This is a genomic window from Nostoc sp. WHI, assembly GCF_015714725.1.
In the GTDB taxonomy this organism is placed as follows: Bacteria; Cyanobacteriota; Cyanobacteriia; order Cyanobacteriales; family Nostocaceae; genus Nostoc.
The window spans coordinates 1-14,486 of record NZ_WBKM01000112.1 but is presented as its reverse complement, the minus strand read 5'-3'; the positions used below and the strand labels follow the sequence as shown (position 1 = coordinate 14,486).

At 41.7% G+C, this 14,486-nt stretch carries 18 protein-coding genes and 4 pseudogenes; 5 read left to right on the top strand and 17 right to left on the bottom strand.

Translation table 11 applies throughout. The features are described from left to right. Together F8S12_RS11380 and F8S12_RS11375 are read right to left on the bottom strand one after the other, a co-directional pair. Nucleotides 1–179 (bottom strand): annotated as a pseudogene (locus tag F8S12_RS11380) (IS701 family transposase); the annotation flags it as partial. A 358-nt stretch (nucleotides 180–537) separates the two neighbouring features. Continuing rightward, nucleotides 538–873: pseudogene (locus tag F8S12_RS11375) on the bottom strand (tyrosine-type recombinase/integrase); the annotation flags it as partial. A 222-nt stretch (nucleotides 874–1,095) separates the two neighbouring features. Here F8S12_RS11375 and F8S12_RS11370 point away from each other — a divergent pair. Next, on the top strand, nucleotides 1,096–2,118 hold the full coding sequence (locus F8S12_RS11370) for a tyrosine-type recombinase/integrase (protein WP_196516399.1): 1,023 nt from the start codon (nucleotides 1,096–1,098) through the stop codon (nucleotides 2,116–2,118). 6 nt (nucleotides 2,119–2,124) lie between these two features. Here the strand turns inward: F8S12_RS11370 and F8S12_RS11365 are convergent, their stop codons facing one another. Both F8S12_RS11365 and F8S12_RS11360 read right to left on the bottom strand, forming a co-directional pair. Further along, the gene (locus F8S12_RS11365; RefSeq protein WP_196516398.1) at nucleotides 2,125–2,871 is read right to left on the bottom strand and encodes an FkbM family methyltransferase; all 747 of its coding nucleotides are present in this window, start codon (nucleotides 2,869–2,871) and stop codon (nucleotides 2,125–2,127) included. 255 nt (nucleotides 2,872–3,126) lie between these two features. Further along, entirely contained in the window at nucleotides 3,127–4,401 is a 1,275-nt protein-coding gene (locus F8S12_RS11360; RefSeq protein WP_196516397.1) for a glycosyltransferase, read from the bottom strand. A 75-nt stretch (nucleotides 4,402–4,476) separates the two neighbouring features. On the opposite strand from F8S12_RS11360, the pseudogene F8S12_RS11355 reads away from it, so the two are divergent. Further along, nucleotides 4,477–4,653, top strand: a pseudogene (locus tag F8S12_RS11355) (tyrosine-type recombinase/integrase); the annotation flags it as partial. Nucleotides 4,654–5,327: 674 nt separating this feature from the next. Here the strand turns inward: F8S12_RS11355 and F8S12_RS11350 are convergent. The 4 genes from F8S12_RS11350 to F8S12_RS11335 form a co-directional block, all read right to left on the bottom strand. Next, nucleotides 5,328–6,158 (bottom strand): TraR/DksA C4-type zinc finger protein, encoded by an 831-nt coding sequence (locus F8S12_RS11350; RefSeq protein WP_196516396.1) that lies wholly within the window; start codon nucleotides 6,156–6,158, stop codon nucleotides 5,328–5,330. An 82-nt stretch (nucleotides 6,159–6,240) separates the two neighbouring features. After that, nucleotides 6,241–6,564, bottom strand: a complete 324-nt coding sequence (locus tag F8S12_RS11345) for a hypothetical protein (protein WP_196516395.1) — start codon at nucleotides 6,562–6,564, stop codon at nucleotides 6,241–6,243. A gap of 14 nt (nucleotides 6,565–6,578) precedes the next feature. After that, on the bottom strand, nucleotides 6,579–6,887 hold the full coding sequence (locus F8S12_RS11340) for a hypothetical protein (RefSeq protein WP_196516394.1): 309 nt from the start codon (nucleotides 6,885–6,887) through the stop codon (nucleotides 6,579–6,581). Between the two features lie 36 nt (nucleotides 6,888–6,923). Next, a complete protein-coding gene (locus tag F8S12_RS11335) occupies nucleotides 6,924–7,163 on the bottom strand; it encodes a hypothetical protein (protein ID WP_196516393.1) in 240 nt (79 codons plus the stop codon). Nucleotides 7,164–7,191: 28 nt separating this feature from the next. On the opposite strand from F8S12_RS11335, the gene F8S12_RS11330 reads away from it, so the two are divergent. Further along, entirely contained in the window at nucleotides 7,192–7,383 is a 192-nt protein-coding gene (locus F8S12_RS11330) for a hypothetical protein (protein ID WP_196516392.1), read from the top strand. 99 nt (nucleotides 7,384–7,482) lie between these two features. Here F8S12_RS11330 and F8S12_RS11325 read toward each other — a convergent pair whose 3' ends face one another. The 9 genes from F8S12_RS11325 to F8S12_RS11285 form a co-directional block, all read right to left on the bottom strand. Then, complete coding sequence (locus F8S12_RS11325; RefSeq protein WP_196516391.1) at nucleotides 7,483–9,375, bottom strand: hypothetical protein; 1,893 nt, start codon at nucleotides 9,373–9,375, stop codon at nucleotides 7,483–7,485. Next, on the bottom strand, nucleotides 9,372–9,920 hold the full coding sequence (locus tag F8S12_RS11320; protein WP_196516390.1) for a hypothetical protein: 549 nt from the start codon (nucleotides 9,918–9,920) through the stop codon (nucleotides 9,372–9,374). Before F8S12_RS11320 ends, F8S12_RS11325 begins: the two co-directional genes overlap by 4 nt. A gap of 21 nt (nucleotides 9,921–9,941) precedes the next feature. After that, complete coding sequence (locus tag F8S12_RS11315) at nucleotides 9,942–10,658, bottom strand: hypothetical protein (protein WP_196516389.1); 717 nt, start codon at nucleotides 10,656–10,658, stop codon at nucleotides 9,942–9,944. 11 nt (nucleotides 10,659–10,669) lie between these two features. After that, nucleotides 10,670–11,113 (bottom strand): hypothetical protein, encoded by a 444-nt coding sequence (locus tag F8S12_RS11310; protein WP_196516388.1) that lies wholly within the window; start codon nucleotides 11,111–11,113, stop codon nucleotides 10,670–10,672. 82 nt (nucleotides 11,114–11,195) lie between these two features. Then, entirely contained in the window at nucleotides 11,196–11,390 is a 195-nt protein-coding gene (locus tag F8S12_RS11305; RefSeq protein ID WP_196516387.1) for a hypothetical protein, read from the bottom strand. Nucleotides 11,391–11,398: 8 nt separating this feature from the next. Then, nucleotides 11,399–11,635 (bottom strand): hypothetical protein, encoded by a 237-nt coding sequence (locus F8S12_RS11300; RefSeq protein WP_196516386.1) that lies wholly within the window; start codon nucleotides 11,633–11,635, stop codon nucleotides 11,399–11,401. Then, nucleotides 11,632–11,847, bottom strand: a complete 216-nt coding sequence (locus F8S12_RS11295) for a hypothetical protein (RefSeq protein WP_196516385.1) — start codon at nucleotides 11,845–11,847, stop codon at nucleotides 11,632–11,634. Before F8S12_RS11295 ends, F8S12_RS11300 begins: the two co-directional genes overlap by 4 nt. A 2-nt stretch (nucleotides 11,848–11,849) precedes the next feature. Continuing rightward, nucleotides 11,850–12,077, bottom strand: coding sequence for a hypothetical protein (locus tag F8S12_RS11290; protein ID WP_196516384.1), 228 nt, complete (start codon nucleotides 12,075–12,077; stop codon nucleotides 11,850–11,852). Beyond that, nucleotides 12,064–13,248, bottom strand: coding sequence for a ParM/StbA family protein (locus F8S12_RS11285; protein WP_230967950.1), 1,185 nt, complete (start codon nucleotides 13,246–13,248; stop codon nucleotides 12,064–12,066). The genes F8S12_RS11290 and F8S12_RS11285 overlap by 14 nt, the downstream gene beginning before the upstream one ends. A gap of 130 nt (nucleotides 13,249–13,378) precedes the next feature. Here F8S12_RS11285 and F8S12_RS11280 point away from each other — a divergent pair, with 130 nt between their 5' ends. Both F8S12_RS11280 and F8S12_RS40515 read left to right on the top strand, forming a co-directional pair. After that, entirely contained in the window at nucleotides 13,379–13,549 is a 171-nt protein-coding gene (locus tag F8S12_RS11280; RefSeq protein ID WP_084227340.1) for a plasmid partition protein ParG, read from the top strand. Nucleotides 13,550–13,929: 380 nt separating this feature from the next. After that, nucleotides 13,930–14,486, top strand: a pseudogene (locus F8S12_RS40515) (DNA primase family protein); the annotation flags it as partial.

Genomic DNA, 14,486 nt, shown 5'->3' with positions numbered 1-14,486 from the left:
AATAAATCCTTTGGCTCATACTCCTCACGTAGCAAAAATCTGTTGACACTATCATGTGAGAAATATTCCATAATATCTGCTAAACGTGTGCAGCCTGGATACTTTGATTCTGCCAATAAAAATAAAGTGTAAGTGTTGAGATCACACTTTGCCGTGGATGGCTTGGTAGTTACTCTGATTGCCATACCCTCAATAGAGACAGTGTAAATTATCCATCTTTCCAGTCCTCTACTGCTAGCGATCGCCTATTATTTTCTGATTTTCTACACTACATTTATTGTCTTTTTTGTCAATGCGTAAGTTCTGACTCCTTATCCGCTAAACCTACAGAGGGGCTTGAAGATAATCCTGCTAACCCCCCCGTGTTTCTCAGTAGTTTTATGTCTGTAAGGGGAATGGTTAAAATACTTTTTTGATTGGAGGCATTTTGTACTAGTTCAGCCAGCCTAGCATATTTCATGATCCAAAATCAAGCTGTTATGGACTTGCACTTTCCCTGTTTTGAATTTGGATTACACTTTACAAGTGTTGCATTTTCTAAATCAATTCTGATATTGAGTCGCTCATCTGCTTTTGCAAGCGCTGGCGGTTATCATCATATTTCAAAACCGTTTGCACTTGGGCGTGTCTGCTGAAGCGCTGGGTAGCACGGTAGTTGCCATTATTCAGATCCAATACTGTAGTAATCGCACTGTGGCGGACACGATGGGGTGACATCTTCTTAGTAATTCCAGTTTGCTTGCATAGCCCATCCACCAGTCGCCTGATTGCCTCCCCGGTTAATCTTGCTCCATTCTTGTAATAGGCCAGCACGGTGAAAAGCGGGTCATTGCTACGTTTCTTCTTACTTGCTTTTATCCAACTGGCGATCGCTTTGGGGGCAGAGTCCCCAGTATTCTTGTACTACCAAAAATGATATCAACACTGATATCAAAACATGAAATTACAGAGTCTACATAACCAAGCGACACCCGACTACTTCAGCAATAGGTGACTGATTGTTGATCAAAGTGTAAACGTTCAGGTAAAAACATTGTATGCAATGATAGACGTTATTGGAAAGACGCATTATCAATAACGATTCGGTGAGCATTTATGCCTAACGAGCCAATATTTGGAGAGCTAGTTAAAGTTGAGTTGGAGGCGTGTTTAGATGCACCGATCGCTCGATATTTTGACGCACAACTTGACAAAGATCCAGATGTGTTGGCGCAGTTGTTGGCAGATAAGCGTAACCCCAATACTCGACGGGCTTATGAAAAAGATTTGAGGGATTTTTTTCTGAAGATGACTTTATTACCGCCAACTGGTGATAGTGTGCTGGAGTTTCTGCACTTGCAGCGAGAGCAAGCGGTGATGGTGGTGTTGAAGTACAAGGCGATGTTGATTAAATCTGGGTTGCGGGAGGCGACAATTAATCGGCGGCTGGCGGCGATTAAGTCGTTGGCGAAAATGGGGCGAAAGTTAGGGGTGTGTAACTATTCCCTGGAAGATGTTTCAGGAGAGAAGGTCAAGGCGTACCGGGATACGCGGGGTGTTGATAGCAAAGCGATATCTGTTGTGATTCAGCAATTTGATAGAGAGACTTTGATTGGTAAACGCAACTATGCAATTTTTCTGGTGCTGTGGGGTTTAGCTTTGCGTCGCCAGGAGGTATGTCAATTAGATGTGGGTGACTTTGATTTTTATGGGCGCAAGTTGAGAGTTTTGGGGAAGGGTAAGGGAACGAATGAAGAGTATTTGGATATGTCCAAGGATGTGGCGGCTGCTCTTGCTGATTGGTTGATAGCGCGGGGGGATTTGAATGGCAATTTACCGATATTTACAGCGTTAGATTTCCATAATACTGGGCATAGATTGACTACGGATGCCATCTATAAAATAGTGGCTACTGCTTTTAAGAAAGCGGGGGTGAAGAAACCCATGTCACCGCATAGGGTCAGGCATTCGGCGATTACGGCAGCACTCGATGCCACTGATGGGAATATCAGAAAGGTGCAGAAGTTGAGCCGTCATGCTGACCCCAGAACGTTGATGATTTATGACGACAACCGGAATAAAGACTTGTGGGAAATGTCGGAGTTGTTGACGGGTATGCTGAAGGATTCAAGCGAATGAAAATCCTCAATTTCTGACAGCATATAAATTAAATATTTTGATTGTAGGCGGCACTAAATTATTCTGTTCAACTATAATCTGAAATTTTTTACTTTCTAGAAGGGTTTTAATTTTATCTATTCTGTCTTCTATGTCATGAACCTCAAGCACTATTTGTTTAATTTTAGTCCAATCATTTTGGTTTATGCCTCGCAAAACCTCATATTCTTCTCCTTCTACATCAATTTTTAATAAATCTATAGATTCAATAGCTAATGAGTTAATTACAGAAGATAATGTTTTGATTTCACCTTTAATCTCCTGGCTTTGAAAAAGGTATTCCACCATCTCCTGATTCAAAGCTACATTCATTACTTCTCGTTGAGCTAACTTCTCCCAAGGTCTAGTTGTCGAATTACCAGCCATGTTAGGATAGAAAGTAAACACTGTTTCTGAAATATTTTCTGAACCCAAACCATAATTTTGTAGAGATATATTGTCCAGAGAATGCAAATTGACATTTGCCTGTAAAACTTCAAATATTGGCTGAACTGGTTCAAAGGCTAATATCTTTAATGATTTATGCAATTTGCTCAAAAATATAGAAAATAATCCTATATTAGCACCAACGTCAATAATACAGTCACCATCATTAATAGTAATGCCATGCTGTAAATATTGCTGTTCAATAAATATTTCTTGATATATATATTCTGTTTCCTCCTTGCCAAGACAGTAAATTTCTAAATTATTTGGTAAATTCAATTTCTGCATAATTTCTTGAAGCTATTTGGTGAATATTTAATTTATCCTTTTTGGCAAAGGTTTCCTGGTTAATCATATATAAATAGGTATCAGAGGATGTTTGAAAAGTTCTGTTGTCGGTATCAAAAATCCTAGATCCCTCTAAATCCCCCGATAAATTGGGTAACTTTGATTCCGATTCCCCCCAATTTATCGGGGGGTTAGGGGGGATCTAAAAGTGCCTAAAGTCACAGCGAAATACTTTTCAAACAACCTCTCAGGCATTTACTGAGAAAGAACAGGTTTACCCGTAGATACAACTTGCTCAACAATATCAGCAGCTCGGCTAACTCCCCCTGCTGTCTTAATTGCGTTTTGTAATCTGAGAGCATTCTTTTGGTACTTTTCTTCTGTCAACACCTTTTGAATGGCTGTTCTTAGCTTAGAAACCGTTACTTTCTTGATGGGTACAGCCTCACCACATCCTGACCAAACTATGCGGGAAGCTACCCCTGGTTGGTCATTAGTAATTGGAATCGCCACCATTGGCACACCATTTGTTAAACTTTCCAATGTGGTATTCAACCCTGCATGAGTGATGGTAAGATTTGCTTTTTGCAACAACTCCAATTGTGGGGCATATTTAACAACTAGAGGTTGACCGGGTAGCTCTTGTAAAGCTGATGGACTTGTAGAACCACCCAAAGAAATTACTAATTGAGCATCCAAATATTGACAAGCTTCAGCAATAGATTGAAAAATTCCTAGCAGCCGATTTTGTATAGTTCCCATCGAGGCATAAATTAAGGTTTGTCCAGTCAATTTTTCAAAAGGAAAATCAAGAAGCTCCCGACCGATTGAACTATGAAAAGGGCCGGTGAAATGGAAGCATTGAGGTAAATTCTCTCTGGGAAACTCTAGTTGGGCTGGTTGTTGACTGATTTGCGCTAACTGAGAATATCGTTGATTAGGACTAATGTAGGGAGGTAAATTCTTCTGTTGACGATATTCATTTATAATTTCGCTGATAGGTTTACCGACGCGATTTAAGACTTGATAGCCGATTTTATTACGCAGTCTTGCCCACCAAGCTGGGTTATAACTCCAGTTGGTTATATAAGGAGGAATGCTAACCTCTCGATTAATCACCACAGCACTACAAATAGTAATAAAGGGAAGTTTTAGAACATCTGCAATAGTTCCGCCTTCAAGGTTGAGTTGGTCTATTAACAGTGCTTCTACACCCGCATTTTTTATCACCGATGGTGCATCTCTGAGTCTCACAGATGCACCATCCTTAAGTAACTGAACAGTGTATTGCAATGCAGCACGTCCACTGAGTTGACCCAATTTAGCGAGGGTTTGTGCATTGATACCAGGGGGAAATTCAGCTTCACCAATGGCGCAATATTCCAGCCCTGCTGCTACTGTTCTAGCTTCGGCATCACGGAAACCAAATAAAGTAACACGATGACCACGTTGTTGTAGTTCTTTCCCTAAAGGGAGCATGGTGTTGAGATGACCTGTCGAGGCTGGGCAAATTAAGCCATAATGAGTCATTTTATTTATTGGTAATTAGAAGTTGATGTAATATATACCAGAAAACTGCCATATATTCATATAAACGTGTGCAAAAGGCATTCAGCGATTACGGCAGCACTCGATGCCACTGATGGGAATATCAGAAAGGTGCAGAAATTGAGCCGTCATGCTGACCCGCGAACGCTGATGATTTATGATGACAACCGGAATAAAGATTTGTGGGAGATGTCGGAATTGTTGACGGGGATGTTGAAGAATGCGGATGAATAAAAGGTAATCAATTGACTAATTATAGTAGATTAATCTTATTCAATAACTGGTAATTGAATCTGTTTAAAAGGGGTAATCAAAGGTTAGTACGATCCAATTAACTTTTTTACTCGTCAAATCGCTTTCTATAGCTGTAGCGAACTGCAAACATCTGGACATGAAACTGCAAACAAGACAATTTTGAAACCAGGGGTCGCCGTGCCATTTGGGGAAAATTGAAAGCCCTCCCCACAAATAGCAATCGCACTGGGGGATTTTGGGCATAGTACCAGTTTAATTATTGTAAAAATATATTATGCTATTAACAACATATTTTCTCAGCAGGATGCGGCCAATAAGCTGATTTTTCTAATTAGCCTCTGTTTGTTGATAGAAAATATTAAACCACCATAAGCATCATTTGGATATACTAAATTCTTTTCACTATCAATTGTTGATGAAAAAGTAGAGTATGCTTTTTGAGCCGTACTTATGCGATCGCCTACCTTTACCCCTTGAATAGTGGGATAAACCGAACTAGTTTAACCGGAACTAGCACTTGCAACTAAGCGTGCTTTATGAGTTGGCTTGCAGGCAGCCATAGCGATTTTGTACTGCCAATATTTTTATTTCTCTAGGAATCATCTCTAACTATCATTTTATTTTGAAAAGCTCAAAATAAATTTATTAAATCTTTATTCATCCAAGTCTGCAATATCCTCTTTACAGGAGTCGCAAAAACACCAATTATCTTCGTCAAATCTCTTAGCTTGTATTCTATTTGTACCAACTTCAATTAAAGAGAGCGTAGGATGTGTACATCGCAAACAAAAATCGACAGAGTAACGACTTTGGCAACTGAAGCAGTGAACTGTTCCATCTTCTAGAGTGGGGTCTGGGAAAGCAATAGCTTCTTCACCGCATTCTTCACAAATAAAGAAATCGTAGCCCTCTTTGCTTCTCCTGTGCTGAGTTATTCCACCTTCTTCTGCCATTCTTCTAATGTAAGAAAACCAAGCAAGAGATAATGCTTTATAAGTACTACCATCTTCGTCAAGTTGATCAAGCGCATCCTTGAGGTTAATTTTTAGTTCCTTTCGTAAGAAAATATCTAAGAAATCCATTGCACGACCAACATACTGTTCTATGTCTTTACGAGAGCCAGTAATTCGATGATGCTCGATTCTATTTCTAACCTTACGAAGTTCCTCTAGGTTATCTAAGTCTTGTCGTGATAAAATAACACCATTATTTTTCAATCGCTCTTTAGCTTTATTAATCGTAATTGTATGATCATCTTCTCCAGTTTTTTTTGAGTCTGTATAAATTAAGTCGTAATTAATTGCAGCAAGCCGCGCTTTCAAAAACAACTCTGCTGCATGGAAGACGTGAAGAACTGTGTACTTAAGATCCGTATCTTTTTCATCTGCCAGTAAATGTTCAACAGCATGGACAAGTGAATCGAGCGCATTCTCTTTAAGTCCAAAAACAAAGTCATAATTAGTAGAAGATTGGTCTGATTCCATATTAATTAAAGAGTAAAACAGGCTTTATCAAAAACCAAACATAATTGTTCATAAAGCCAAAACTTATTAGTTGCGCTCATGGTCAACTAACTAAATTATCTTCAACCTCAAGACGAGAAGAACCGTCGCTGATTTTGAGTTTGGTTTTTATATCCTTTGGTAAAGAGTCAAAAGTTACCTGTGTTTCGTAATTGTAGTATTCGTACTCTCGGTTGCCGAAACCGTGTTTCTCTAATGCGCGAACAGTCTCGACCATTAACACCGTATTAGAAGCACTATCCCAGATAATTTTTCGCTTGTACAATCTCCTAGATGACTCCATAGTTGAACCATAATCATGCTGCCAGATATTCTTGAGTGCTGTTTTAGCGGTTTCGTAGTCTTGGGGCTTTTTATCGTCTGTCATGATGGCTTCCTTTTCTAATCGTTAACAAAGGAGTCTTCGAGTGGATCTTCTGTGTTGAGGGAAAAATTGAAATCCTGTAGTAGCACAGCACCGTCAATCTCTTTCTGCACAAGCTCGATTGTGCCGATGGGATATTCGTATAAATCCCAAGTTATTTCACCTCCGTCAAAATAGAACGTTGCAGAATGGTGTAACTCCGCCCCCATTGGTCTTTCGTCCTCAACCTCCGTTTCCCACTCCAGGTCATCACTGGTGATATTAAAAATCTCGCCAGTTTCGTTGTTTTGAACTTTTGCTGTTCCTTTGCAGTTGATATATGCCATGTCGAGTTTAAACTGTGTAATTAATCTGGTTAATTGTTAGTTGGGTTGTTGCCACATTGCCTCTGATTTAGCACGCTCTGGCGATAACAATGCGGCTTTTACCTCTGCCTCATTTGCTTTAACGGCTAGATAAGCCGACCGCACCAACGTTACTTCTAAGCCTTTATTTTTCAACCAAGCCGCATAGTAGGACATTGGCTTATCTCTACCGCTCCAATAGTGAGCCTTGGTAGCGGTCAGTTGATATATTCCTGTCTCTGGGTTATATCCACTCACGAAATTTATTTCTCCTCAAGGAAATTCAGTGACTCATTGTATTATTTTTCCCTTAGTGGTAGTGTTTTTAACACTTATCCTATCTATTGGGCGTAAATCTAAGCCAGACTATGAGGCAATTAGCGATCGCGCTCTTAGCTTCCCTGAGATGGGGCGGCAGTCGGACGCGGGTAAAGCGATTGACGCATTTATTAGGGAATTATCCTTGGGTGAGCGCTAATAATAAAGCCCCCGGTGATTTCCCAAGGGCGTTCTATCTCCTGTCTTAACTCTGTCTAGATGTCTGTCTTGTCTGTCCATTACTGTATAAGGATTCTGTCTAATCCTGTCCGTTCTGGCCGTCTGTCTGATTTTCAGTGATTTCGATGGTATTAGCATCTAGCCAGACGGCCAGACTATTCTCAACCAACTCATTAAACAGTCGCTTCAACTCCTCCGAAGTGAACCGTTGACCCTTTACCTTAAAGTTGGGCTGTATCTCCTGTATGACTGCCGATGTTCTTCCGGTGCGTTGGAGAAATTGCAGCAGTGATTGGGCAACAGGTGTTAGAGATTGGGTAGGGCTAGATTCTGCCTCTTTCTTCTCTAAATTAAATTCGAGTTGCCAGATCCGCTCGGCTATTTCTGAGTCTGTTGAAAGTTTTGGCTCTACATGACTGGTGTTGCTTTGAGCATCGCTTGTAACAGATTCATCAAACCTAAAGTCAATTCGCTTGGCTTTGAGTTTAGGCAATTCAATATCAATCCATTGTCCATGCCCAGGTAATTTAATCTTGCCCTGACCACTAGCTTTTGCTTCTGTCGTGATTGGGTCAATCGTTGCAATTAGTTCTACTTCTAACAGTGCCGCATCTCTGAGTTTTGATAATCCTTTGGCTTTGGCTAAAATCTCCATTGTGCGGTCGTGAGCTACGAACAAAGGAATCATTAATTGTTTGCGAGATTCAGTCATGGCACAGCGAAACCATTTACCAATAAAATCCGGGTCAGGCTTCCATTTCTCATCTTCACAATCGTCCGGCATTGGCTCAACTATGTTATCCGTCCAGGTCGTAAATTCTTCACAGATAACTGATAGCATCTTGCCCGATGCTCTTAGGTTCTCCGTCCACTGTTCTTCTGTTAATCCACTCTTGCGATAATCTTCATAGCGCTGGCGCATTTCATCCATATACCATTGCATGAAGTCGGCTATTTCTTTGTAGCCAGTAATTAGCCTTACGCCTTTCCACTCGACCTGTGTGCCGTGCGGGTCAAGCGCTACGATGTTCCATCCAGCTTGTACTTTCTTCCAAATAATCTCTCTAGTAGTCCAGGATTTCCCAGCACCCATGCCACCAAATATTAAAGTGGGGTAGCCGATGGTGTTTTTGATCCAGCGATATTTGTCACCAGGAGCAATCGCTTGGCTGTCTGCCCCAGTAACCTTATCGTTGGGGTCAATCGTCCCCTGTAAAGTCTGACTCCCTTGTAGATAGGGCGTTTTCATCTCACGCAGTTGCTTGATGTAATCTGCCTTCTGTTCTTCGGTCATCCCCGCCGTTTTCGCCTCAAAAATGGCATCAGTTGCCTCCATTTGGGTAACTTCAATTTCCGTGTGGGCGTAAATCTCAGCTTTTTGGATGTCAACGGTGCGATCGTTGGCCACTAGATCCAAGTCGGCTTGTAGTTGAACTTCTGCGATCGCAACGTCTCGGTAGCTCTCTAGTAGCTCGGAACGTGCGGCCATCTCTGCCTTTGCTGCATCCCGCTTTTGGGCAATGTCTTCAAAAACTGCTCTCTGCTTCTCCTCATTTTGACAATGGCGGAGCATCCACCCCGCAAGCGCAAACCCCAGGAATCCCCCAAACGCCCAAAAAGGCTTATATGCGTTAGTCGCTTTCACCAGTCCGTTTACCCCCATAGCTGGGTTACGCACTACTTGGCGCGGCATTCCTTCTAACTGCCACTGTGACCAATAAAAGGGGGTCATGCGAAATGGTCTGTTATTCTGATCCTGGCATACCAATTTTCTCTGGGGAGTCCGAACGCAAAAATAAATGCGGTCGCTTGACTCCCCTTTCCACGCCATTGCTGCCGAGCTAATACCCACAGTTAAACTTAGCCCAATTGCAACAGCTTTTTTATCCATCGGTAACTGTCCGAACCACTTCATTAAACCCGATTGTTGCGACTCTTCTAACTGTTTATGTTTCTCAGATAGATAATTCATTTACCTCTCCTACCACCAAATAGAAAAATCATTAATATCGCTAGAAATATGCCCACTCCTGCACCATCCATCCAACTTGAAGATTCAGCAGTTTTTGGCTTATAAACCGACTCAATTGAAGTATTAGCTGTTTGTGTAGAAGTTCTCGCTTCATTCCATTCACTAATCGGGTCAGAAAGCGCACACAATAACGCTAATGACGCACTGCAACCAGTCATTAGATTAGTGACCAAATTGTTAAAGCCTTCACCCGTTGCAGTGGCAGTAAAGTACAGGTGTGCAGTACCCACTGCAAGAAACATTCCAACTGGGTGAACTTGCAACAGATGAAAAGTAAAAATCACTGCCGAATTTAAACAACTGCCAGCGACAATCTCACAAGCATTACCAGCACGTCTAAATGTTCTACCTCGGTTATTTTCTGGCAGTGGTGGTAACTGTTCGGGTTGTTGATGCTGCTTAGTTGATTGTGGTGTTTGTGCCAGCCCTTCATGCAAAAAAGGGCTGACGCTATGAGGATCTTCATTTCGTTTCCTTACTAGCATCAGCCTTACCTAATTAATTGATTATCTGTCGCCTAGTTTCTGCCACAAGTTACCTAACATCGCACCCCAACCGCGAACTGTTCCTGTTGCTGAAACACTAGATGCTGGTGCATGATTTTGGCTAGTAACTGGTATCACTTCTTGGGGTGCTTGATTGGGTTCTAATGCCCTTGAGCCGTACCGCGCACGGGCTAAAAGTTGTTGGCGTTTCTCTCTTAATCCTGTTGTGATTGCTTGCCTTTCGGCTTGGACAACTTGCCTGTTTTCGATGCTGCTGATTTTGTTTTCATGCCGCCACAATTCTGTTTGTAAATCATGGTGTAATTGGGCTGCAACTTCAGTTAAAGCGTGTTTACGCTTTTGGTCAATTCGCAACAAGTCGGCTCTATCTTGGGCATCTATTTTACTCATATCGCTGTCAAATTCAGCGTTAAGTTTACGGATTTTACCAATTGCACCCGCTACATGAGAGCCGTATTGTTTACGAAGTTCAGTCCAAGTTACTTGCCCTTTGGTCAACTTCTCCATTGCCTCAAAGACGACCTTGGCATTGTCCAAAAATGGTTCTAATCTGTCAGATAATTCTTGGGCATTATTGGCGTAATCGGCAAACTGTTCGAGCTTATTTATATCCGAAAGATAGCCGAGAATATCAGACTCAAACCCTCCCCAGGATTGCGCTTTTTCATCAATATGAGAACTATGACCAACTACCGGATTACGTATTGCAAAGTCCATTGCTGACACTCCTAATAAGGTATTAAGTCGTAGTCGATATCGCTCGACTGTTGGGGCAATTTATCCCAATAACCCATCTCTTCAAATCGGCTATAAATTCTCGTTGCTAATTGCCTTACGAGGTCGTCAAAATCATCAGAAATTAAATCAAATCTGTTCTCACCAAACGCCAAGATATTTGCAATGTCCGCGTCAATCCCGTTGCCCAAGAATTGACCAAATGCTGCTGCATAAGAATGGTCATCGATGGTTTCATGAGTTGCTAGAAATTCTGTCCCGGTGAAAGGTGGGTAATTTTCACTCTCGAATATTGGTGTGTCAAGTGCCTCAATATCGGACTCAATCATTGCTGTCCATTCTTCAGGATTTTCCGCTTTGAATTGCTCTAATCTCAGGGCGCGGTCAGTTAGCGGTGATTTGCCCCAATCGTTGGGATTTTTGTAATCGAGTGTCATTTGTTAGAATCCAAAATGTGTGTAGTTTCGATGCACAGATGGGCGATTGCAGTGATTGGTCGTCGATGCAATCGCTTCATCATCAGTTCTCACAAAACTCAACAAGTTCAAAAACCTCCCTCTCCACTTGGGTTTGGCTTAATTCTTTTCGTCTACCTTTGGAGTCATTGAATATGAAAGGGGCATTAACTCGACAATTAGACCGATGGCTGTAACGCAGTTGTTGACCGCGAAATTGGTACAGGTGATTACGTTGCAAAGTTGTCGTTTCTAACATTTGCTGACTCAAACTTGAGAGTAGAACTCTATATTTAAGATGGCTTCATGAATCTCCATCAAGGCTTGGACAGCATCACCCATTTTTAAGTCATTCGATGTACTGAACCGTTCGGAGGCTTCAATTTGTTGATAATTTGGGGATGCTTGCACAAACCTAAGAATTTGTTCGCAACCGAGGATGATGGTCATTATTTCGGTTGTTGTTAGCGATGGTTGTGTCTGCACAGTGTCTTGGTCGCTCATGACTTCTTTGCTTTCCTTTGGATTTTGATTGGTGTGGTTGGAGCTTCTGGGTGACTCGGCTTTTGTAGTACATAGCTGATTGCACCTGCACCACCCACAGATGCGGCGATGGTGAACATATTGTTTTTACCGAAGTACTGCACTCCGAAGTAGCCAAGGGCTAGAAAGCCAAGGGCAGCAACAGAGAATCCAAGTATTTTGTTGATTTTCATGGCTAGAACATTGCAGCGAGATTGCTGGCTAAATCTTTTTCGTCTTGTTGTTGGAGCTTAGAATCAGTCGGTTGTTCAGTTTGGAAGTTGTACCCATTTCGCTGGAATTCTAAAAGTAGGAAGTTAATCACCTCCCCGTAATCGTCTAAGTTCATTTGTTGTGCAAGCTTTTTTAGTAATGGGTGGTAGGGCTTACGAATCACTACCCGAATGCTTTCATTGCTGTTCATTCACACTCCTTAAATGAATCATCTTTGCTAGTTGTTCAAGCCCAATCGCGTTTGCCCACACTGGGTTGTCTGCTACTACGAACCCTTTAGCCTGAAGTGCTTCACTCACTGATGACAGTCGTGAGCCTCCCCCAGTAATTAAGCAGACATCTGCATTAATCTTCCAAGGGTGGATAAACTTGAATACTGGCGCTAGGGACTTTTGTACCCAAGGCGCTAACTCTTTTTGGTAGACATCTTGAAAACTGAACTGTTTGCCGTACCAAAAGGGCTTTTCAGTGCTTTCTAGTCCTTGACGGATAAGGTGTGGCATTGCAATCTCGCCTACCAAGCGATTCTTAAAGTCTGGGTTGACCGAAATCATTCGGATCAACTCTTCCACACCGTTATCAAAAGTCTTTCGGTTAGCTAGATGTCCTTTGGAACCGATTAAAGTGGCAATAACTGTCCGATTCCCAATATCAACAATTACGTTTTGCTTACTGGTGTTCAAGTTCTGGGCAAAGGCGGCGATCGCTGCGTGACCTTCGTCGTAAACCTTCAAAACATGGATCTTGACCTCGGTGGGGCAAATCTTACCGCCAAACTTGACGACATGGCGGCCAGTGAGTGCTTCAATCAGCTGATCTTCTAAATCGCCTCTTTCGTGCAAAGATGCACAGATTACTAACTCAATCGAAGCTTTATAAGGGTAGTAGGAAAGCACTGCTAGTAGATGTTTCAGCGATTGACTCACCTTTGCAGTAGCATCATCAGTAACCCGAAGATGGTTTTTCGGGTTGGCATCGTAAGCTGCATAGCCCGATAACCATTGCTTGTAGTCCAGTTTAGTTAGTGCATCACCCTCTAGGTACTCAACGTAACCTTCTGTGGGAGTCTCTGTAGGACGGTAGTAGCAATTCTCTAAATAACTGGGAAATCTTATCTGGCGGTCTGATGATACAAATTTAATGCTGGAATTACCGAGGTCGTAACCAGCAACGATCATGAGTGTACCTTTTTGCCCAGTGTTGGCATTTTCGGTATGAACTGCCAAATCTGTCATAGGAAAAATCCTCAAAATATTTAATTGACAAAGTTCTGAAATAGGCTTGCTGCTTTGGTTTTGACTATCTCTGCAATGATGCGGTGGCACACTGGCACTTATCCCATCTAATGCAGGTTTGGTCATTCCGTGGCGTTTTTACCTTAATAGCACTATAGCACAAGAATTATAGTGCTATTAATTCATTTAATTGGATATGCTAATTATTTTGTGAAAATAGTAAAGTATTGCTAATTTGCTATAAAAATATTTTGCTATGAGTGATTCAAACAAGCAGGTTTTTGTACGATTTCGAGTAGAGGAAGAAAAGCGCGATCGCTTCAAAATAGCCTGTATACAGTTAAAAACAACTATGGATGAAGTGCTAAAAGGTCTTCTTGATAAATGGCTGGAAGAAAACAGTCCTGAGTCAACTAAAAATAAATAGCACTCTGACCATAATGCTATAATCCTGACAACATTAGCAAAAAGCCCCCGGCTATAACCGAGAGCTTTTAGTTCCTAACAACGCCCTATCTTGGCGGATTCAGCGTTGTTTGTTCACTCATACCGGGAAGACCCGGATTTAATAAAATTTAATATGCTTAGACTACAAGTTTACAACGAACGTTACCACAATTGCATCGGTAACATCGTCAGGGCGCATTGTATCTATATTACAGCATCAAAACAGTTGCTGTCAGAAATAAGTAATCACGCGCTAACTAACTGCCTTAAATTCCTCAAAGACACTTGCTACACAGACAATACAGCGATTTTTGTACTAGCTAATTTTCAACAATTGAATCAAATCGGAGGTATTCGCTAATGTTGACCACACAACAAGCACTCGCCTCCTTCGATATTCGCAATTTTGTAGACCAGCTAGAACCAGCTAAAGAGAAAAATAAATACATCTGCCCAGTCTGTGAAGGACATAACTTAGGCATCAACCCTAGTAATGGGAAATACCAGTGTTTTAATAACTGCCAATGCCCTGATATTAGAGAAGCAATCAAACCGTGGAGTGAGGTACTAGAAGAGAACAAACTTGGTTACACACAACAATTGGGACTCAAACCACTAAAAGCGAAAAAACCAGCAGCATTACCCAAGGTTTTAAAACTAGACCCAGCAGAGTTAAGAATATGTAGGTTGAGGAGTGAAGTCACCACACCACAACCCGTAACACCCGATTTCGTCCCCAAGTCCGTCAGCTTCAAGCTATCAGATGATGGAGCCACATCGAAAGAATTAAAACAAATTACCGTTATTGAATACGACTATGGCAACGGGCGCAAATCGCACAGATTTGAATGCCCTTGTGCAGCCGTCCCCAAAAGCAGAGTCAAAACCTTCTCAGTCAGCAGAATTGACCCCACAAC